This is a genomic window from Arthrobacter humicola (genome assembly GCF_022803015.1).
Lineage (GTDB): Bacteria > Actinomycetota > Actinomycetes > Actinomycetales > Micrococcaceae > Arthrobacter > Arthrobacter humicola_A.
The window spans coordinates 570,236-588,164 of sequence record NZ_JAFKON010000001.1; the positions used below are offsets into that span (position 1 = coordinate 570,236).

At 65.7% G+C, this 17,929-nt stretch carries 22 protein-coding genes; 14 read left to right on the plus strand and 8 right to left on the minus strand.

The features are described 5' to 3' along the window. Positions 1 to 7: 7 nt before the first annotated feature. The 4 genes from ARTB_RS02595 to ARTB_RS02610 are packed head-to-tail and all read left to right on the plus strand — an operon-like array spanning position 8 to position 1,826. Positions 8 to 568 (plus strand): Chromate resistance protein ChrB, encoded by a 561-nt coding sequence (locus ARTB_RS02595; RefSeq protein ID WP_308197208.1) that lies wholly within the window; start codon positions 8 to 10, stop codon positions 566 to 568. Positions 569 to 573: 5 nt separating this feature from the next. Next, positions 574 to 1,038, plus strand: coding sequence for a DUF1232 domain-containing protein (locus ARTB_RS02600; RefSeq protein ID WP_243177468.1), 465 nt, complete (start codon positions 574 to 576; stop codon positions 1,036 to 1,038). A gap of 1 nt (position 1,039) precedes the next feature. Further along, entirely contained in the window at positions 1,040 to 1,633 is a 594-nt protein-coding gene (locus ARTB_RS02605; RefSeq protein WP_243177469.1) for a cation transporter, read from the plus strand. A gap of 40 nt (positions 1,634 to 1,673) precedes the next feature. Continuing rightward, positions 1,674 to 1,826, plus strand: a complete 153-nt coding sequence (locus ARTB_RS02610; protein ID WP_028276278.1) for an LPXTG cell wall anchor domain-containing protein — start codon at positions 1,674 to 1,676, stop codon at positions 1,824 to 1,826. Positions 1,827 to 2,016: 190 nt separating this feature from the next. On the opposite strand, the gene ARTB_RS02615 is transcribed toward ARTB_RS02610, so the two are convergent. Together ARTB_RS02615 and ARTB_RS02620 are read right to left on the minus strand one after the other, a co-directional pair. Beyond that, entirely contained in the window at positions 2,017 to 2,652 is a 636-nt protein-coding gene (locus ARTB_RS02615; RefSeq protein WP_243177471.1) for a LysE family translocator, read from the minus strand. Between the two features lie 166 nt (positions 2,653 to 2,818). Further along, positions 2,819 to 3,637: an alpha/beta fold hydrolase gene (locus ARTB_RS02620; protein WP_243177472.1), complete on the minus strand. Its 819-nt coding sequence runs from the start codon at positions 3,635 to 3,637 to the stop codon at positions 2,819 to 2,821. Between the two features lie 97 nt (positions 3,638 to 3,734). Between ARTB_RS02620 and ARTB_RS02625 the strand changes: the two genes are divergently transcribed. Then, positions 3,735 to 4,799: a hypothetical protein gene (locus ARTB_RS02625; RefSeq protein ID WP_243177473.1), complete on the plus strand. Its 1,065-nt coding sequence runs from the start codon at positions 3,735 to 3,737 to the stop codon at positions 4,797 to 4,799. A 27-nt stretch (positions 4,800 to 4,826) separates the two neighbouring features. On the opposite strand, the gene ARTB_RS02630 is transcribed toward ARTB_RS02625, so the two are convergent. The 6 genes from ARTB_RS02630 to ARTB_RS02655 all read right to left on the minus strand — a co-directional run bounded on the left by ARTB_RS02630 (position 4,827) and on the right by ARTB_RS02655 (position 9,709). Next, positions 4,827 to 5,840, minus strand: a complete 1,014-nt coding sequence (locus ARTB_RS02630) for a patatin-like phospholipase family protein (RefSeq protein ID WP_243177475.1) — start codon at positions 5,838 to 5,840, stop codon at positions 4,827 to 4,829. 256 nt (positions 5,841 to 6,096) lie between these two features. Beyond that, entirely contained in the window at positions 6,097 to 6,624 is a 528-nt protein-coding gene (locus ARTB_RS02635; RefSeq protein WP_243177477.1) for a DUF427 domain-containing protein, read from the minus strand. Positions 6,625 to 6,711: 87 nt separating this feature from the next. Next, positions 6,712 to 7,647 (minus strand): polyphosphate kinase 2, encoded by a 936-nt coding sequence (ppk2, locus tag ARTB_RS02640; RefSeq protein ID WP_028276283.1) that lies wholly within the window; start codon positions 7,645 to 7,647, stop codon positions 6,712 to 6,714. Between the two features lie 211 nt (positions 7,648 to 7,858). After that, complete coding sequence (locus ARTB_RS02645; RefSeq protein ID WP_243177478.1) at positions 7,859 to 8,626, minus strand: SDR family NAD(P)-dependent oxidoreductase; 768 nt, start codon at positions 8,624 to 8,626, stop codon at positions 7,859 to 7,861. Positions 8,627 to 8,832: 206 nt separating this feature from the next. After that, entirely contained in the window at positions 8,833 to 9,267 is a 435-nt protein-coding gene (locus ARTB_RS02650) for an SRPBCC family protein (RefSeq protein WP_243177480.1), read from the minus strand. Positions 9,268 to 9,346: 79 nt separating this feature from the next. Beyond that, positions 9,347 to 9,709, minus strand: coding sequence for an ArsR/SmtB family transcription factor (locus tag ARTB_RS02655; protein ID WP_028276286.1), 363 nt, complete (start codon positions 9,707 to 9,709; stop codon positions 9,347 to 9,349). 342 nt (positions 9,710 to 10,051) lie between these two features. Between ARTB_RS02655 and ARTB_RS02660 the strand changes: the two genes are divergently transcribed. The 9 genes from ARTB_RS02660 (at position 10,052) to ARTB_RS02700 (ending at position 17,919) form a co-directional block, all read left to right on the plus strand. Beyond that, complete coding sequence (locus ARTB_RS02660; RefSeq protein ID WP_243177482.1) at positions 10,052 to 10,516, plus strand: YegP family protein; 465 nt, start codon at positions 10,052 to 10,054, stop codon at positions 10,514 to 10,516. A 52-nt stretch (positions 10,517 to 10,568) separates the two neighbouring features. Next, on the plus strand, positions 10,569 to 11,246 hold the full coding sequence (locus ARTB_RS02665; RefSeq protein ID WP_243177483.1) for a PAS and ANTAR domain-containing protein: 678 nt from the start codon (positions 10,569 to 10,571) through the stop codon (positions 11,244 to 11,246). Positions 11,247 to 11,407: 161 nt separating this feature from the next. Next, the gene (locus tag ARTB_RS02670; RefSeq protein WP_243177485.1) at positions 11,408 to 12,025 is read left to right on the plus strand and encodes a TetR/AcrR family transcriptional regulator; all 618 of its coding nucleotides are present in this window, start codon (positions 11,408 to 11,410) and stop codon (positions 12,023 to 12,025) included. A gap of 137 nt (positions 12,026 to 12,162) precedes the next feature. Continuing rightward, positions 12,163 to 12,393, plus strand: coding sequence for a hypothetical protein (locus ARTB_RS02675; RefSeq protein ID WP_243177487.1), 231 nt, complete (start codon positions 12,163 to 12,165; stop codon positions 12,391 to 12,393). Between the two features lie 257 nt (positions 12,394 to 12,650). Next, positions 12,651 to 13,706: an ABC transporter substrate-binding protein gene (locus ARTB_RS02680; RefSeq protein ID WP_043435509.1), complete on the plus strand. Its 1,056-nt coding sequence runs from the start codon at positions 12,651 to 12,653 to the stop codon at positions 13,704 to 13,706. Further along, positions 13,703 to 14,641: an ABC transporter ATP-binding protein gene (locus tag ARTB_RS02685; protein ID WP_243177488.1), complete on the plus strand. Its 939-nt coding sequence runs from the start codon at positions 13,703 to 13,705 to the stop codon at positions 14,639 to 14,641. The genes ARTB_RS02680 and ARTB_RS02685 overlap by 4 nt, the downstream gene beginning before the upstream one ends. Beyond that, the gene (locus tag ARTB_RS02690) at positions 14,641 to 15,531 is read left to right on the plus strand and encodes an ABC transporter permease (RefSeq protein ID WP_028276294.1); all 891 of its coding nucleotides are present in this window, start codon (positions 14,641 to 14,643) and stop codon (positions 15,529 to 15,531) included. The genes ARTB_RS02685 and ARTB_RS02690 overlap by 1 nt, the downstream gene beginning before the upstream one ends. A 25-nt stretch (positions 15,532 to 15,556) precedes the next feature. Further along, entirely contained in the window at positions 15,557 to 16,504 is a 948-nt protein-coding gene (locus ARTB_RS02695) for a TauD/TfdA dioxygenase family protein (RefSeq protein ID WP_243177490.1), read from the plus strand. After that, positions 16,501 to 17,919, plus strand: a complete 1,419-nt coding sequence (locus tag ARTB_RS02700) for an LLM class flavin-dependent oxidoreductase (protein WP_308197209.1) — start codon at positions 16,501 to 16,503, stop codon at positions 17,917 to 17,919. The genes ARTB_RS02695 and ARTB_RS02700 overlap by 4 nt, the downstream gene beginning before the upstream one ends. Positions 17,920 to 17,929 lie beyond the last annotated feature (10 nt).

The following is a 17,929-nucleotide window of genomic DNA, read 5'->3' on the forward strand; positions in this document are numbered from 1 at the left end:
TTGATGCATGGATTGGTTGGTTCTTGTTGTCCGGTTGACTGGTGAGACCTCACGGACGAGGGTCGGTGTGTGGCGGGAGCTCCGGAGGATCGGTGCTGCGCCAGTGGCCTCGGGGGTGTGGACCGTTCCAGACACGCCGTTCTTCTCGGAGGCCGTGCCTAGGGTCGTGGAGCTGGCCGGCCGCGGAACCGGCAGCGTCCTCGTCCTGGCAACGCCGGGTAGCGGCGATGCGGGAGTGGAAGGCCTGCGCTCGGCATTCAAGGAGCTCAGGTTGGATGAGTGGAAGGAATTCACCGGCGATTGCGGGGCGTTCGAGGACGAAATCGCCAAGGAAACCCGAAACGCCAAGTTCACTCTGGCGGAGCTGGAAGAGGAAGAGCAGAGCCTGGACCGCTTGCGGCGCTGGTACCGTGATCTGAAAAGCCGTGACGTTCTGGAACTGCCGGAAGCGCAGGCCGCCGACGAGCGACTGCGCGAGTGTTCCGCTGTATTCGACGAGTACGCCGAGAAGGTCTACGCGACTCTGCATGCCCCGTCAGGCCATGGCCTGCCTGAGGCCGGGGAGTAGGGGCCGTGCAGTGGTGGCACGCGGCGCTGGGGATCTTGGCCGGGCTGGTAGCTGTCTACGCGGTTCTTCTGCTGGGGTTGTGGGTCTATGCGAGGTCCCATCCGGAGACGGTGGGTATGCGGGAAGCGTTGCGGCTGCTGCCGGATGTGTTGCGCGTGCTGAGGCGTTTGGCGGCCGACCCTGCGGTATCCCGCGGCGCCCGGATCAAGCTGTTCCTTTTGTTGGGATATCTGCTCTTGCCGCTGGATCTTGTCCCGGACTTCCTCCCGCTGATTGGCTATGCCGATGACGTGATCGTCATGGCCTTGGTTCTTCGTTCCGTGATCCGCTCCGCAGGCCCGGAGTCTTTGCGGCGGCATTGGCCGGGCACCCCGGCCGGGCTTGCCGTCATCGAACGGCTGGCCGGCCTGCCGGCACCCATCGCCGGAAACGCCGGGGGCGCCGGGAAAGAGGGCACGGATGCTGCCTGAAATGTTGACGCGCCCTGAGATCGCGCGCCTGAGACGTCGCGGGTTCATCCTTGAGGGCATCACGCTGGGCTGGAACGTCGTCGGAGTGGCAGTTCTTGCCGTCGCTTCCATCACGGCCGGATCGGTGGCGCTGGCCGGCTTCGGCCTGGACAGCCTGATCGAGATCGGTGCCAGCACCGTGGTGATCTGGGAACTCTCGGGGGCCGGGGAACGGCGTCAACGGTTCGCGTTGAGGCTGATCGCCGGGGCGTTCGTTGCCCTGGCTCTCTATCTGCTCGTCCAGTCCGGACTTGCCTTGGCAGCCGGGCACCACGCACGGCCGAGCCCCACCGGAATTATCTGGACGGCTGTCACGGCAGTGGTCATGTTCGCCCTCTCAGCCGGAAAGGCCCGCACGGGCAAGGCGCTGGGCAATCCCGTTCTCACAGCAGAGGGCAAGGTGACGTTTATCGACGGTCTTCTGGCAGCCGCCGTGCTGGCCGGCATCTTGCTGGACACCTTTGCCGGTTGGTGGTGGGCCGACCCCGTGGCCGGTATGGTCATCGTCTACTACGCGGTCCGCGAAGCCGTGGCCATCTTCCGCCACGATCACTGATCGTTCGGAAACAGCCACCTGGGTGGCTTAGGCTTTCCGTATGGGACTAATAATCACACTACTTATTATTTGGCTTATTCTTTCGATCCTGGGCTTCGCCGTGAAGGGCCTGCTCTGGTTGGCCATCATCGGCCTGGTGCTCCTGGTGGCTACGGCTGTATGGGGCTGGGTGAAGCGAAAGGCCAAGGCCTGATGCAACCCTGATCTTCATTCGGCGGCGGTCGGTCCTCTTCAGGACCGGCCGCCGTTTTCGTGAAATTCGCGGAGTCAATGTGCCAACTGAAGGTCCAGAGGAGGGAGACGAATAACCAGCTCGGCTCTTGAGTGGGTTGGCATTCTGCCGGATAGGGAACTGCACCTGTCCGTCGAGGTCCGGCGCGCCGCTACGAGCTGGTGCTGGATGCCAGTACGCCCAGGCCGAGCGCGGCGATGATGCCGCTGCTGCCGCGTTCGAGCCAACTGCTCACCCGGGGGCGCTGCAGCCAGGCCATTGCCTTCGCTGCCGCGACGGCTACAGCCGCCAGGTAAAGGAATCCAATGGCGCTTTCGATGGCACCGAGCACCATGGCGGTGTCCAGGGTGTTGCCGCCGTGCGGAATGAACTGCGGCACGACGGCGAGGTAGAACAGGCCGACCTTGGGGTTGAGCAGTGTGGAGAACGCGCCGGCACCGAAGCCGGTCCTTCGGCTGTAGCTCCGGCGGGGAGCGTGCCCGGCCGCCGGGGATGCAGTTGTGCGGCGCGCCCGGATCAGCGACGAGATTCCCAGATACAGCAAGTACAACCCGCCTGCGATCTTCAGCCAACGGAACACTTCCGCCGAGTCCTCCAGCACGGCGGCGAGCCCCACTCCCACCAGCGCGGCCCAGACCAGGGATGCCAGAGCTGAGCCCAGCGCCGCCGCCAGGCCGGCCCCGGCACTTTGCAACGAGATCCTCAGCACCAGGAAGGTATCCGGGCCGGGGGTGACGGAAAGCAGCAGGCACAGCCCGGCAAAGGCCAGGAGGGTCACGACGGTCATGGGCACCATTGTCCTTTTGCTGGCAGCCCGACTGCAATCCGTCGCGATGGTTTGCTGCTTACCGTGCATTACATGACGCCGGTTGGACGCCGCGGACGGATCGTCTTGCCTTTGTTCGGCGGAGCCATAACACAGGGATCCGCCCGCATGCGGGCGCCACTGCCCACTAGGTTTTGTCGTCTGATGCCACGCGCACGCGCATGAGCCAGTCGGCGACAAGGGCTCGCACGAGGTTGGGTTGCTCATGGATCAAGGCATGGCCGGCGCGGTCGAGTACGGCCAACGTAGCGCGTGGGTAGTGCCGGATCAGCTCCGACGGTCCTGTGTGCCCGGCGGTGGCATCCTGTCGCCCGGCAACGACCAACACCGGATGAGGATAGGCTTTCGCGGCTTCCGGCCGATCCCGCAACTCCCAGTGCGAAAAGATCCGCATCAGGCTCGACTCGTCAGCCAGGGACGTTGCGGGAGCCACATACTCCTGGAACCGACGCAGCGTTTCAGGCGTCTGCACAACGAAGTAGCTGCGGTAAGTGGCCTCGAGATCCGAGTCGAGTGCACCGGTCAAATCGACCGACGAAACAAGGACCTCGTGCTGAGGCACGTCGCGCGTCTGCGGGCCAACGGGGCAGATCAGCGCCAGCCCGACGGCCTGATCAGGTCGCAGGTTCGCAATCGCACGGGCCAGGTAGCCGCCGTAGGACTGACCCATCATAAGAAACGGTTCGTCACCAATAGTGCTGGCGACAAGGCCGAGCAGAATGTCCACGACGTCGTCATTGCTCGTGATCGTCTCGGGCGCCGGGGTCCGGCCCATCCCGGGCAGGTCCGGATACAGGCGCCGGTAGCCAGGAACGTCGTCGAAAATCGGTTCAAGGGCACTGGCGATCTCGCGATGATCCACACCGGCGCCGTGGAGAGCGAGAACCGGCGTGCCGCTGCCGTACTCGGCGTAATGCACAGGCACTCCGCTAACCGTGGTGTCCATCCCGCAATGGTAGAACGCGTCGCGGCGATACCCGCCATCATCGACGGCACCCGGGACCGCTCCAGGTAAAGCTGCGCTCTGGTGGGAGGATGATTTGATGACGCCAAGTGTGGACGCATTTCTGCGGGGGCCCCGAGGGCGCCGTCTGTGCCTTGAACTGGCGATGCAGCTGGATCCGGACGTCAAAACGGCGGTCTTCTGGTGGGGATACGAACTTGATGGTGGACCGGGGACCTCGCGGGTCCAGCTGGGCGCTGCTGCCTCCCGGGAGGCCTCGACGCCGGCCTTTGCCGCGTCACCAGAACAGCTGGCTGCCAGGCTCGCCTCCCTGGACTTCACCGGACTTGACAGCGACCTGGTGCAGGCGGCCCTCGAGCGGTCAGTGGACACGGCAAGGTACTGGCAGGCACCCGATGGAGAGGACGTGCTCGCGGATCTCCCGAGTGTGACGGCGGCCCTGTCGCCCGTCGCGGAACAGGTCATGGCGCTGCCCGACAGCCAGTGGTTCTGGCAGCCTCGCCGGGCGGAGCAGTGGGCCATCGGCTTGCGATCGACAAACGGCCAGGCACCGCTGCCGAAGAATCCGCGACAAACACTGGCTGGGTGGGGCCGAGACGAACGAGCCGGGGAACTGCGGGCCGCGCGCGAACGCCCGGGCGATCCTCGCGCCAACTGGTCAGGAACTTGGTGGTCGATCCCGCACGGGCTGCTCCACACCGTTGGGCAGGTCCCGGCCGCACTGAGCCTCGTGGAAGATTCCCTGGGGTGGGAGCAGGCGACCACGGTTCCGGTTCGGGGAGCGGGCCGGACTCTTGAGATCGGCACAGCAGAAGACTGGATAACGCTGTGCCGCAGGTTCCCACTAGAGGTCACTGCATCCCGGCGACACGACTGGTTCCGCCTGACCGGACGCGACGGCCGATGGGTCATCCCGGATTGGGAACAAGTGGCAGGGGAGTGGGACGCCGCGCACCTCTCCGTCCTGGGTTACCTCAACGGCGCGACGCGCCCACTAACGGTCGACGCCGAAACGGCGACGGTCATCGCCGGATGGGCCCCGGACAGCACCATCTGGCTGACAGATGTCGCGCACGAAACGGGCGGCCCGCGGCAGACATGGCACCGCGCCTCGCACGGAGACCCCTGGACTCTCGCGCCGTAACAGTCGAACACCGACAGGTTTCAGCCATCACCGCCAGATTTCGGCGACCTGTTCCGCGAGGGCTCTGCCCTGGCTGTAACCAGCTCGAGCCGCAGGCGGACGCAGAGACAGATCCATCGCGTTGGCGCCGAACATGTGCTCGGCGGCGCTATCCGGGAAGACTGTTTGGACCCTGCTGCCCCCGGCGCGCAGTTCGTCGATTTGGGCGGCGAGATCCATGCCCCACTCGAGCGGCATCCGCGTCCTGCCGCCGAAGGGTGACAGCACCAGCACCCGCCCGTATCCAGCGGCCAGGTCGGCGTTCTCACTGCGTCGATAGCCGCCGTTGATGTACCGGGTCCCGCCGATGCGGTAGCCGTTGCTGGTGCTGGCGGCGACGGCGTCCACCAGATCGATTCCGCTGTGGCGGTCGAACACGACCGGGTCCCCGGTATCCGCATCAACAGCCGTGATCAGCACGGGCTGTTGCGGCCAGTGCCGGCTGGGAAGCCGGGCCGCGACGATGTCGCGCCAGCGCATCTGGGCAGAGCCGTCCGAAGCTTCCATCTCGAGTGCCGCGGCGCCCATCCTGCGGCGCATGTCGGAGGCATCCGCAGCAGAACCAATGATTCCGTTGGACCACTCCAGGTAGGTTTGCCCCGAGAGATTCGGAGCGCGTCCCCTGTCCGGTCCGGAGTGGCCGGCTTGTGGCCGAGGCACCTCGGCGAGGATGGCGGCATACAGTTCGGCCGGCCGAGTCCCGCTGGTGATCTGGGCAGCCACTGTTGATCCTGCCGATGTCCCGATGATGAGGTCGGCCTCGGTGACATCGATGCGGGCATCGGACAGGCCGGCGATGAGACCGAGCTCCCACGCATTGCCTGCCGCTCCGGCGCCGGCGAGCACCAAGGCCCGCTTGTGTGAGTTGTCGGTCTGTCGTGCGGCGTGGGCCTGTTGGCCGGGAACGGGCCAATTTCCGGGCTGTGGTGTCCGTGTCACTGCAATGGCACCGGAGGCGGTCGTCGAATGGATGCGCGGAGTTGAAGAAGGTGTTGTGTTCATGGGAGTCGCCTTTCGCGAATTTGCCTTGCGGCACTCCCGGAGACGACTACTTCAGTCGCGCGACCGTGGACTTCGGGGGAGCGCCCATTACGGATACTGCGTTCATGGGTCTCACCTCCTGAAGATTGATCACGATCACCGGAAAGCTATCACGCCGGCAAGGCGGGGCACAACGGGCATCCAGCCGCCAGAGCGCGCACCGGCTGAGTCGCCACACGCACAGTCAGCAAGTCTTGCCGGCGCGAGGGCGATGTGCTCACCACCCGGCCGTGCCCGGGCCGCCTTTGAACGGACCAACGATCTGCGTGGTGATCCAACCGCCGTAGAAGTCACCTTCCTGGAAGGTCACCTGCTCGCCGTTGACTTGGCAGGAGTCCATGTGAGCCGGGTAGAGGGCCACTCGGGTGCTGAGCGCCCCGAAACCCCGGGTGGGTTCGGGGTAGGTCCACCCGCCACGGGGAACGACGATGCCGCCGGCAACGACGTCGAAGTAGTGCGCTTCTCCCTTGAACTCGCAGAAGCTGGTGCCCCCGACCGGGACGAGTACACCGGCAGGGAATGAGTCCAATGGCAAGTAGTAGACAGGCGGGTGACTTGTCTCCAGGACGCGCACTGCATCGGTGGTGTCGGCAATCACCTGCCCGCCAAGCCGCACGGTAACCCGTTCGGATCGGGGCTCGACCCTCGGCGGCCGCGGGTAGTCCCACACCGATTCTTGGCCCGCCTTGGGTTTGATGGGCTGGGGACGCCGGAAAAGGCCGGAAGAACCGTGTGCAGGAGTCATGTCCCCATGTTGCCATCTTCTGCTGGGATCCCACCGTGAGCGTGACGCATCCGTGCGATCGCTCTTCCGCCGACCGCGAGCCGGCCGCTAGTCGCCGGCGGCTTCGCGGCCGCGGCGTACGATCAGCCGGTCGGGGCTGTGGACCACGGATGTGTCCTTGTCCTCGTAGTCGAATTGGTTGAGGAAGTAGCGCATGGCGTTGATCCGACCCCGCTTCTTGTCATTGAACTTGATGGTGATCCACGGCGCATGGTCGGTGTCGGTCCGCAGGAATGTCTCCTCCTTGGCGGCCGTGTACTCCTCCCACCGGTCCAGGGAGGCGAGATCGATGGGCGAGAGTTTCCAGCGCCGCACCGGGTCTATCTGCCGGATCGCAAAACGGGTGCGCTGCTCGTGGCGGGTCACCGAGAACCAGAACTTGGTCAGGTGGATCCCGGAGTCCACGAGCATCCGCTCGAAGAGCGGGGCCTGAACCATAAAGGTGTCGAACTCCTGCTCCGTGCAGAAGCCCATGACCCGCTCCACATTTGCCCGGTTGTACCAGGAGCGGTCGAACATCACGATCTCCCCGGCCGTGGGCAGGTGCTGGATGTAGCGCTGGAAATACCACTGGCCCAGTTCACGGTCAGAGGGTTTACTCAATGCCACTGCCCGGGCCGAGCGGGGATTCAGGTGCTCAGTGAAGCGCTTGATTGTTCCGCCCTTGCCGGCAGCATCCCGGCCCTCAAAGACGATCACGTGCCTGAGCTCCTGGTCCTGGCCCCAGTACTGGAACTTCAGCAGTTCAACCTGCAGCCGGTATTTCTCCAGCTCGTACTCTTCGCGGGACATCCGTTGCTCGTAGGGGTAGTCTTCCCGCCACGTCTGCACGGCCGAGCCGCCGGGGTGAATCAGTTCCGGATCTTCGCCTTGCCCCCCACGCACCGTGTACCCCATCTCCACCAGATGGTCGATGGCCTCACGCAGGTTTTCCCGGAGCCAGCCCTGGTCCTCGGGTGTCCACGTCCTGTCCGCCGGCGTCATCCCGGCCTCCTTCCGGCCCCCTCGAACCAGCTGCCGGACTTCCAGATGCCGGCGGTGTTCGATGCTCAACTGCGTTCATAGAATGCGACCAGCCTAAGCCGACAAGTGGAGCTCACGATAGGGACGGGCTGGGGGATACTTTGCGTCACCTGACCCGCCGGGCGGGACTACCTACCCGTGGGTGCCGGTGGGGTCGGTTCGATGCTTCGCTTCAGAAGAGCGTGATGCCGGTGAGTTCGGCGAGTTTGTCGGTGAGCTTGTCCTGGAAATCAGCGTCGGTGACCTCCGGAGCCGGCTTCCGCGGCCGGCGGTGATGCCAGTACATTCCTGAGACCTGGATGGCGGGGTCAGGGCTGACGGCGAGCCAGCCCTGGGTGTCCTGGCCCATGGCGAGGTCGTCGGGGGCGCCGGCGCCGCCCATCTTGGTGGGCACCCAGCCGGGGTCAACGGAGTTGCTGAGCACGTCGGTCCACTGCCGGGCGACGGCAGTGGAGAGCGCGGAAACGTAGAGCTTGCTCTCGGAGTAGGCCGCGCTGGCGTCCCAGCGCCGTCGGGTCCAATCGATGTCCTGGAGGTTGCTGCTGGCCGCGCGGTGCATCCCGCTGCTGAGGTAGATCAGCCGGTGCGGCCGCTCGATCAGCGCGGTGAGAATGTAGGGCGCCAGAACGTTGACGGCCAGGGTGCGGGAGTGTCCCTCCGGGGTCGCGACTCGCCCCGGCGAGAGGTAGACGCCTGCGTTATGGATGACGGCGTCCATCCGCCCGTAAGCGTTCACCTGCGCCGCCAGTTCCCGGGTTTCGGAGGCCCTGCTGAGGTCACCGATCACGATGCCGATGGCAAGCGGCGCGAGTTCATCGAGGGAGGAGGCGCGTTCCCTGGAGCGGGCGTGCAGCAGGACCTCGTCGCCGCCGTTCAGGAGCGTCCGGGCGGTGGCGAGGCCAAGTCCGTCGGTAGAGCCTGTGATGAAAATGCGAGCCATGAGGATGGTCCTTTCTTCACCGTTACCTTCCAGAAGCCGCGCATCATTCTGGTTTGATGCGCCCTGGTGGAACATCAGGGGGACGTTCTTCTTGGCTTTGGGCAAGAAGGACGCGATGTTCCCTTGCACATGAAGGTTGGTGCTTGCCACTTGATGGCTTCAGCTACGGACGGGCACACTCAAGAATGAACGCCCTGCGCCTTCATCTAGGCGGATTCGAGAACGTTCTTGAGATTGGTCAACTGAGCGACCTCGGCCTTCATGGTGCGGACAATCACCGGGCCCACGAGCTTCATGAGTCCCTTGGGCTCCAGGTCCAGGCTGAAACGAACAGTCGTTCCGCCCGGCGCTTCACTGAGCCGGTATGCACCGGCCGGACGGGCCGGACCGGCCACCACCTGGAAGCCCAGGAGCTTTCCGGGGTCCGCCGCGGTGATTTCGTAGTCCCCGACGATCGGCCGGCCACCGGGGCCCGAGAGAGTCTGGCTGTACACGGCACCGAGGTCCCCGGGTGTTCCACTCTTCAGTGTTATGTCCTGAACCCCGGAGCGCCATGCGCGGTTATTCAGTCCATCCGCGAGGAACGCATAGACGTCCTCCGGAGATCGGTTGATGGTGGTCTCGTTCTCGGCGTGAGCCATTGCTACCCCTACTGGTTTTAGTCCGGACGCATCCAGGCCGGTCGATCGATGTTGTCCATAGTCCGTCGTGCGCCGGTATTTAGCGGATTGCTTCTTCAGGCTCTTCAGCCATGGGGCTCAGGGTCATCCGGGTGGTGACCAGGAGAGATCCGAGCAGGGATCGGGCGGCCGCGAGCAGGACATTAACCTCAGGGCTGGCCAGTTCATAGAACAACCTGCCCTCGCGCCGTGAGGGGACAATCAGGCGCTGGCGGCGGAGAATGCTCAAATGTTGGGAGAGGTTTGACGGCTCAAGGCCCGTGTTGTCGCGCAGCCGGCTTACGGCTACTGGTCCGTCGGCGAGCATTTCCAGCAACTGGATTCGGGCAGGGTGGCCCATGGCCTTGAACAGTTCTGCCTTCACATCGGTCTGGACCGGACTTGCAGGAAGATCATCCGGCATTGGGGCCTCCCTCCTTCACATTCAACTATTCTGAACCGCGCGTCTGTGCAGACCCCGGCGACAGGAAAACTAGCACGAGCAAGACAGAAAAGTCTGTCTTGCACACCCATGATTTGGTCAGCCCGCTTACATATCGTAGCGCCGGACCGCTGCAGTGTCGTTGCCGCCGCCAGACAGGGTGGTACCTCTTGCGCAGGTGAGTTGCATAGTTCAGACTTTCATGAATTCATCAATTCGATTCGGCCGGTACGAGTGACTGGCATCGTTCGGGTGGATTCAGGCTGTTCCCGGTGACAACGGCGTCGCCGGGAACAATCGGGTCCCGGCTTCCAGGAGGGTTCTATGACAGGCATGTTCGAACTGTTCACCGATACCGACAGGTCCTACCGATTTCGACTGACGGCCCCGGACGGGACCGTCATGGCCCTCTCCAGGCCCTTTCCAGACCTGCCGGCGGCGGTGGCTGGGATCGCAGCAGTGCGGGAGTACGCCGGCATGGGGCTGGTCTCGGAAATTTCGGCGCCGCGGGATGACGCGCTGCTCCAGTCCGCGGCCGAGGGCATTCCCGTGGAACCCAGCGCGCAGAGGCGCGGAGTTCACGAGGCGCACGTGCAGGGCCGGCGCGCCCGGGCGAGACCGGCCCGTGGCGGGGCGCCCAGGTCTCCTGAAGGGCCGCCGCGCCTCCGCATCCCGTCCGCAGCGCGCTTCTTGGCCCGACTCGCAGGGACCCGGAACCAGCAGCTGATCGTGCGGTGGCGGCAGGCACTGGAGGCGCGGACTGCGCAGGTTGGGCTCAGCTCGTGCTGACCGTGTCCCGGGACAGGGCGCCCGCCGGCGGGCCGGGCAGGCAGGCCCGGCCATGACGGAGTTGAAGGCGTTGCAGGCCTATTCCAGCGCGCTGGCTACCGAGGACTGCCTCGCCGGGACCTTTCGCTACGATGTGGCCTCGGGGGAGCTGCAGTGGTCCGAGCAGATTTACCAGATCCACGGCTATCAGCGCGGCGAGGTGGTGCCCACGGTGGGTGTTCTTATGCAGCACGTGCATCCTGACGACCGGACGCCGTGCAGGGAAATCTTTGAGGATGTGTGCCGTGGCGGAGGTTTTTTCGCCAATTATCATCGTCTCTTCGACGCACGCCGGCGTGAACGGCGAGTCCTGACGGCGGGGGAGGGCGTGCTGGACAGTGACGGGAAGCTGTCGTTCGTCGACGGGTTCATCCTGGACCTCACCAGAACAGTTCAAGTTGAAACGGACCGGTCCGCCCGCGAGGCCGTCGCCGGAGCCATCGGCACCCGAGGCCTTATCGAACAGGCCAAGGGCATCCTGATGGGGATACTCCATATCGGTTCCGACGACGCCTTCGAACGGCTTTCCGCCTACAGCCAGCATCACAACATCAAGTTGGCCCACACGGCTTCGGCCATCGTCCGGCTGGCCAACAGCACGCACGAGTCAGCGACCCTCCGCAGCTTCGTCCACGCACTGGACAGTCGGTTCTCACAACGCCGGGATGGCAGCCGGGTTCTCCATCCCTAGGTGGAGGTAGGGCGCCGGAAGGGCCCTTCGCCGGCCCGCCCGGCGTCGTGCGAGCGTGTTACGCGCCGAAAGCGCCGGGGGGGAAAATCCGGGGGAGACTGATAGCACACTCCGAGGCAGACCGGTCTGTACGCCTCGGTCCGGTGTAAAATTTTTTTATCATGACTGTCAACGACGCCGAGGGTCCTCCGCTGCTGCCCGCCACAGCCATGGCCGGCCGCGACGAGCCGGTGGACCGCATTCTCGCCACCGCCTACGAGTTGTTCTCCCGCCGCGGCATCCGCGGAGTAGGGGTCAATGAGCTGATCAGCAGTTCAGGGGTTTCCAAAGCAACCTTCTACCGGCACTTTCCGTCCAAGGACGCACTGGTGCTGGCCTTCCTGGAACTCCGCGACCAGGTGTGGACCGTGGACCTGATCGTGGCCGAGGCCAGCCGGCGAGGCAACACCCCCGAGGAGAGGCTGCTCGCCGTCTTTGACGTGTTCGGTGACTGGTTCCAGCGCGAGGATTTCGAGGCGTGTTCCTTCATCAACGTGCTGCTGGAAATGGGCGCCGGGCACCCGCTGGGCAAGGCGAGCATCGATTACCTCAGCCGCATCCGCGGGCATATCCAGGCACTGGCCGAGGAAGCCGGGCTGGACCGCCCCGAGGAATTTGCCCGATCCTGGCACATCCTGATGAAAGGCTCCATCATTTCCGCCACCGAAGGGGACGCGCTGGCCTCCAAGCGCGCCCAGCAGATGGCGCGATGGCTCATCGAGCACCACCGGGGCCTCTAGCCGCTGCGCCCGGGGGTTCTCCGTCTTGGCTACCGGCATCTCTTTAGCCCGGCACGCGCCATAGCGCCCTGACAAACCCTTCCGAAACAGCTGCGCCATGCCCGGGCTGCGATCCGCCGCGATCCGCAAGGGTGGAGGTGTTCAGTCGCCGCGGCTTTGAAGGCACCATCGACATGGGCTTCGCCGATCTGCCCGCGCCCGACACGCCCTTGTTCGTCCTGCTGGTCCGGCTCGACGTTCTGGGCCAGGACTGCCGGAGCCGCGTCGGGAACGCAACATTCGGCCATATCCTGCGAATTTTCTTCGTGCGCGGACTGCGGCGGCGCGGTGCCGGCCCCGTCATGCACAGTCACCGCGCGTCAGCATGACTTCACAGTGACCGTCCGATGGGGCGCGGACATGTCCCGGAATGGCCGCAGATGACGGCCTGAGTCTGCCCTGTTGCGGACTGCTTCCCAATGCGACCTCCCGGGTAGCGATTGTGCCCCGCGGCTGATTTCGTCGCCGGATTACGCACGGTTTCCTCGGGAGTCGAGGCGCCTGCGGAACGAATTCGATTCTGCTCTGATGGTGGGCACGGTCCGGTAGCCCCGGGCCGCACCATCGAATCCAGAAAGAATCCGCTATGAAAAACCGACACTTACCCGCAGGACTTTTCTCCACCTTGGGCGTTGCTGCCGCCGTGGCGGTCTCGCTGGTGGTCTCCGGTTGCGGCGGCCCTGCGAGCGCCCAGTCCCCTGCCGGAAATACCCCCGGGGCACCCGAAGTGACCGAACTCCGCTACGAGGGCTCGGCCAACAACGTGAGCCTGCCGGAGCTGGCCGAGGACCTCGGCTACCTCGGCGACGTCAAGCTGAACTGGGTGGGCAACACCATCAGCGGGCCGGCGAGCATCCAATCAGCCGCGACAGGAGCCACCGACTTCGGCGGCGCCTTCTCCGGCGCCGTGGTCAAGCTCATCGAAGCCGGCGCGCCGGTCACTGCGGTGATCAACTACTACGGCGAGGACGAGAAGACGTTCAACGGCTTCTACGTCACCCAGGACAGTCCGATCCGGACGCCGCGGGATCTGATCGGCAAGAAGATCGCCGTCAACACCCTGGGCGCCCATGCGGACGCCGTGATCAACAGCTACCTGAAGAAGAATGGACTGTCGCAGGAGGAAATCAGGCAGGTACAGCTCGTCGTCGTTCCGCCCAACGACACCGAGGAGGCCATCCGCCGCGGCCAAGTCGACGTCGGGGCGCTCGGCGGAGTGCTGCAGGATAACGCTGTCGCCACGGGCGGCCTGCGGTCCCTGTTCAGCGACTTCGAACTCTTTGGAACCTTCGCCGGCGGCCAGTACGTCCTGCGCAAGGACTTCATCGAGAAAAACCCGGAAACCACGAAGATCTTCACCACCGGTGTGGCCAAGGCCATCGAATGGGAACGCACCACCCCCCGCGACGAGGTGATCGCGCGGTTTACGAACATCATCAACAAGCGTCAGCGCTCCGAAAGCACCGCGGCGTTGAAGTACTGGAAGAGCGTCGGAGTCCCGTCCAAGGGGGCCATCAGCGACCAGGACTTCACCCGCTGGTCAGCATGGCTGAACGACACCGGCATCGTCAGCGGCGGGATCACCCCGTCCAAGTACTACACCAACGATTTCAACGGACTGCTGAACGGGGCGGCATCATGACCCGCGGTGCCGGACCGACGCCGAAAATCAGCCTCCGCAACGTCGGGAAACAGTTCACCGTCCGGCCCAGCAAGGACCAGCCCGAGGGCTCCACCCTGACGGCGCTGGAGGGCATCACCCTGGACGTCGCCGCGGGCGAGTTCATTACTCTGGTCGGGCCGAGCGGCTCCGGCAAAACCACCCTCCTGGACCTCCTCGCCGGGCTCACCCGGCCGGACGCCGGCCAGGTGCTCGTGGACGGCAAGGAGGTGACCGGGCCCGGCCGCGACCGTGCAGTCGTCTTCCAGCAGTACGCCCTTTTCCCATGGCGCACCGCGGCCGCCAACGTCGCCTTCGGCCTCGAAGGAACCGGCAGCGACGGGCGCCGCCTGAGCCGGAGGGAACGTGCCGACAAGGCCCGCCACTACCTTGAGCTCGTCGGCCTCTCCGGTTTCGAGGACCGGTATCCCCATGAGCTTTCCGGCGGCATGAAGCAGCGGGTTGCCATCGCACGGAGCCTCGCGTACGAGCCGGACGTCCTGCTCATGGATGAACCGTTCGCAGCGCTGGATGCCCAGACCCGGGAACAGCTCCAGGAGGAACTCCTGCGCATCTGGCGCTCCACGGGCAAGACCATCATCTTCATCACCCACGGCATCGACGAGGCTGTGTACCTGGGCCAGCGGGTCGCCGTGCTCAGCTCCCGACCAGGCCGGCTCAAGCAGATTGTCGACATTGACCTGGGGGAGCGGAGCGGTGACCGGGACGTCCGCTCCGACGCTGTCTTCATCGAACACCGCCACAAAGTCTGGTCGCTGCTGCACGACGAGGTCCGGAAAGCCCAGGAAGCCGGGCATGCCAAGATCCGGCCCGACGGGTCCGCGCCCGACGAGGCACCGCAGCTCAGCAAGAGACAGCCCAGCAAGGGACAGCTCAGCAAGGGAAGGGCCGCCTGATGACCGCACCAACACTGACCAAAGACCTGACTGCGCCCGCTACAGCCGCTACTGGGCGGCCCCCACAGCCCGCCGCAACCCGACGCCTTCCCGCCGTGGCCCGTTCCGGAGCCCGCAGGGCCGGGCGCGGGATCTGGGCCTCGGGCGCAATTGTGCTGTTCCTCTTGCTCTGGGAACTGGGCCCAACCTACCTCGCCACGGCCTCGACCAGGGTCTTCCTCCCGCCGCTGCACGAGGTCCTGCGGGCACTGGGATCACTCATCGCCAAGGGCCAACTGCAGAACCATCTGGCAGCCAGCCTGACCCGCTCCGCCAGCGGCTTCGGTATCGCCGTGGTCTTCGCCGTCGCCCTTGGCCTGCTGGTCGCCTGGTACCGGTCCCTTGACCGGTTCCTCAACCCACTGCTGGAGGTCTTCCGGAACACCGCGGCGCTGGCGCTGCTCCCGGTCTTCACCCTCCTGCTGGGGATCGGGGAGACTTCCAAGATCAGCATCGTGGCTTACGCCGCGTTCTTCCCCGTGCTGCTGAACACCATCGCCGGCGTCAGGACCGTAGACCCGCTGCTCGTCCGGGCCGCCCGCTCGCTGGGACTCTCCAACTTCCGGCTGTTCCTGAAGGTCATCCTTCCCTCGGCGGTGCCGACCATTTTCACCGGAATCCGGATGGCCGGAACGTCCTCGATCCTGGTGCTCATTGCGGCGGAGATGGTCGGTGCCAAGGCGGGCCTCGGGTACCTGATCGTCAACGCCCAGTCCAGTTTCCTGATCCCGGACATGTATGCCGGAATCCTCACCGTCTCGCTGCTCGGCCTGCTGGTCAACTACCTGCTGGTCGCCGTCGAACGGCACTTCTCCCGGTGGCGGACCGCCGTCGGATCCCAGTCTAACTAACCCCCGCAGACCAAAGGAGTCCACCATGTCCATAACCACCCAAACCCGCCTCGAATTCCGGAAACTCAGCGCCCGCATCGGTGCCGAGATCCGCGGCCTGGACCTCAGCAGCGACTTCAGCGACGCCACAATCGCCCAGATCCGTGAAGCCCTGAACACGCACAAGGCCCTGGTCTTCCGGGACGCCAACGTCCGCGACGACGAAGCCCAGGTCCGCTTCGCCGCCCGCTTCGGCCCGCTCACCCAGGCCCACCCCACGGTGGCCTCCGTCGAGGGAAAACCTGCCGTCCTGCCGGTGGACAGCGAAAACGGCAGCGCGAACAACTGGCACACCGACGTCACGTTCGTCGTGAACCCGCCGCAGGCCTCCACCCTGCGCAGCATCACCTTGCCGGCCTACGGCGGGGAGACCCTGATCGCCTCGGCCGCCGGAGCCTACGCCGATCTGCCGGACGAGCTGCGGAACTTCGCCGATACCCTGTGGGCCGTCCACACCAATGATTACGACTACTCCGTGCCGAAAAACCTCGAGCACGCCAGCGCCGGTGAGCGGCGGAAGGAATTCACCCGGATCCACTTCGAGACTGCCCACCCCGTGGTCCGGGTCCACCCACTGACCGGGGAGCGCGGCCTCTTCATCGGCGGCTTCGCCCAAAGGCTGCGCATCGTGGGACTGTCCAACACCGAATCCAAGGACATCCTGCGGCTGCTCCAGGCCTACGTCACCCGCCCCGAGAACGTGGTCCGCGTCAACTGGGAACCGGACCAGCTGGTGCTGTTCGACAACCGCATCACCCAGCACTACGCCCCGGACAACTATGACGGCCAGCCCCGGCAGCTGAACCGGGTCACGGTGGCCGGCGACGTACCCAAGGGCGTCGACGGACGCAGCAGCACGTCCATCCAGGGCGATTCCTCCACCTATTCCGAGACGGTCGAACTGCGCGCCGGCGTTCCCGGAGTTCAGCTGTGAGCGGGGCACGGCAGCTGCACCTGAACGCGTTCCTCATGAGCACCGGTCACCACGAGGCCTCGTGGCGGCTGCCGGAAAGCGACAGTTTCGCGGGGACGGACGTCGCGCATTTCCAGCGGCTGGCCCGAACGGCGGAACGCGGGACGTTCGATTCGATCTTCTTCGCGGACTCACCGGTGCTTCACGGCGACGTCGGCCAGCGGCCCTACGGCACACTCGAGCCGACCGTCCTGCTCGCCGCCATCGCCGCCGTCACCGACCGCATCGGGCTGATCGCCACGGCGTCCACCACCTACAACGACCCCTACAACCTGGCCCGCCGGTTTGCCTCCGTGGACCACATCAGCGGCGGCAGGACCGGGTGGAACGTGGTCACCACCGCCGGAGACGCCGCCGCGAGGAACTTCTCCCTGCGGGACCAGCCGGCCCACGCGCTGCGGTACGAGCGGGCCGCGGAATTCCTCGACGTGGCCCGCAAGCTTTGGGACAGCTGGGAGGACGACGCCGCCCTCGGCGACAAGGAAGCCGGGACCTGGGGAGACAACACCAGGGTCCACCCGGTCAACCACGCCGGCACGTTCTTCAGCGTCCAGGGGCCGCTGGACGTGCCACGCTCCGTCCAGGGCCACCCGGTGATTGTCCAGGCCGGCTCCTCGGAGGACGGCAAGGACTTCGCCGCCCGCTACGCCGAAGCGGTGTTCACAGCCCAGCAGACGCTGCCCGACGCACAGCGCTTCTATGCCGACCTGAAACGGCGAACCGCCGCCGCCGGCCGTGACCCGGGAACGATCAAGGTGCTCCCGGGCATCGTTCCCGTCATCGGCTCCACCGAGGCCGAGGCGCGGCGGCTGGAGCAAGACCTCGACGAGCTGATCCACCCGGAGCACGCCAAAAGGCAGCTCGCCGGGGTGCTGCGGGTCCCCGCAGCATCCCTGGCCCTCGACGCCGAGCTGCCGGACGACCTGCGCTCCGAGGACGAGATCGAAGGGGCCAAGAGCAGGTACACGCTGATCGTGGACCTCGCCCGGCGGGAACGGCTGACCGTGCGCCAGCTCATCGGCAGGCTCGGCGGCGGCCGCGGCCACCGTACTTTCTCTGGCACCCCTGAGCAGGTGGCCGACGCGATCGAGGAATGGTTTGTGGCCGGGGCGGCGGACGGCTTCAACATCATGCCCCCCGTGCTTCCGTCCGGCCTGGACGCCTTCGTGGACCACGTCATCCCGATCCTGCGGGACCGCGGACTCTTCCGGCGCGCATACAGTGGACGGACGCTCCGGGAACACTACGGGCTGCCCCGGCCGGCCAACACCTTCGTCTCGGCTGCCCGCAGGAGTCCGGCGGGCCCGGACCCGGCGGGGTCCCAGGACCCCGCGCCGGTGCCGGCCGACGCGGTCGCGGGACTCCGTTCGGCCTGAAGGACTTGGT

Bases quoted from the DNA above. Each gene is read 5' to 3' on its own strand.
- ARTB_RS02595 (WP_308197208.1), top strand. From the start codon at position 8: ATGGATTGGTTGGTTCTTGTTGTCCGGTTGACTGGTGAGACCTCACGG.
- ARTB_RS02665 (WP_243177483.1), top strand. From the start codon at position 10,569: ATGACGGAGTTGAAGGCGTTGCAGGCCTATTCCAGCGCGCTGGCTACC.
- ppk2 (WP_028276283.1), bottom strand. From the start codon at position 7,647: ATGACGCCGGCGGACAGGACGTGGACACCCGAGGACCAGGGCTGGCTC.
- ARTB_RS02645 (WP_243177478.1), bottom strand. From the start codon at position 8,626: ATGGCTCGCATTTTCATCACAGGCTCTACCGACGGACTTGGCCTCGCC.
- ARTB_RS02695 (WP_243177490.1), top strand. From the start codon at position 15,557: ATGTCCATAACCACCCAAACCCGCCTCGAATTCCGGAAACTCAGCGCC.
- ARTB_RS02625 (WP_243177473.1), top strand. From the start codon at position 3,735: ATGACGCCAAGTGTGGACGCATTTCTGCGGGGGCCCCGAGGGCGCCGT.
- ARTB_RS02635 (WP_243177477.1), bottom strand. From the start codon at position 6,624: ATGACTCCTGCACACGGTTCTTCCGGCCTTTTCCGGCGTCCCCAGCCC.
- ARTB_RS02615 (WP_243177471.1), bottom strand. From the start codon at position 2,652: ATGACCGTCGTGACCCTCCTGGCCTTTGCCGGGCTGTGCCTGCTGCTT.
- ARTB_RS02685 (WP_243177488.1), top strand. From the start codon at position 13,703: ATGACCCGCGGTGCCGGACCGACGCCGAAAATCAGCCTCCGCAACGTC.
- ARTB_RS02655 (WP_028276286.1), bottom strand. From the start codon at position 9,709: ATGCCGGATGATCTTCCTGCAAGTCCGGTCCAGACCGATGTGAAGGCA.
- ARTB_RS02670 (WP_243177485.1), top strand. From the start codon at position 11,408: ATGACTGTCAACGACGCCGAGGGTCCTCCGCTGCTGCCCGCCACAGCC.
- ARTB_RS02650 (WP_243177480.1), bottom strand. From the start codon at position 9,267: ATGGCTCACGCCGAGAACGAGACCACCATCAACCGATCTCCGGAGGAC.
- ARTB_RS02660 (WP_243177482.1), top strand. From the start codon at position 10,052: ATGACAGGCATGTTCGAACTGTTCACCGATACCGACAGGTCCTACCGA.
- ARTB_RS02630 (WP_243177475.1), bottom strand. From the start codon at position 5,840: ATGAACACAACACCTTCTTCAACTCCGCGCATCCATTCGACGACCGCC.
- ARTB_RS02690 (WP_028276294.1), top strand. From the start codon at position 14,641: ATGACCGCACCAACACTGACCAAAGACCTGACTGCGCCCGCTACAGCC.
- ARTB_RS02610 (WP_028276278.1), top strand. From the start codon at position 1,674: ATGGGACTAATAATCACACTACTTATTATTTGGCTTATTCTTTCGATC.
- ARTB_RS02620 (WP_243177472.1), bottom strand. From the start codon at position 3,637: ATGGACACCACGGTTAGCGGAGTGCCTGTGCATTACGCCGAGTACGGC.
- ARTB_RS02605 (WP_243177469.1), top strand. From the start codon at position 1,040: ATGTTGACGCGCCCTGAGATCGCGCGCCTGAGACGTCGCGGGTTCATC.
- ARTB_RS02680 (WP_043435509.1), top strand. From the start codon at position 12,651: ATGAAAAACCGACACTTACCCGCAGGACTTTTCTCCACCTTGGGCGTT.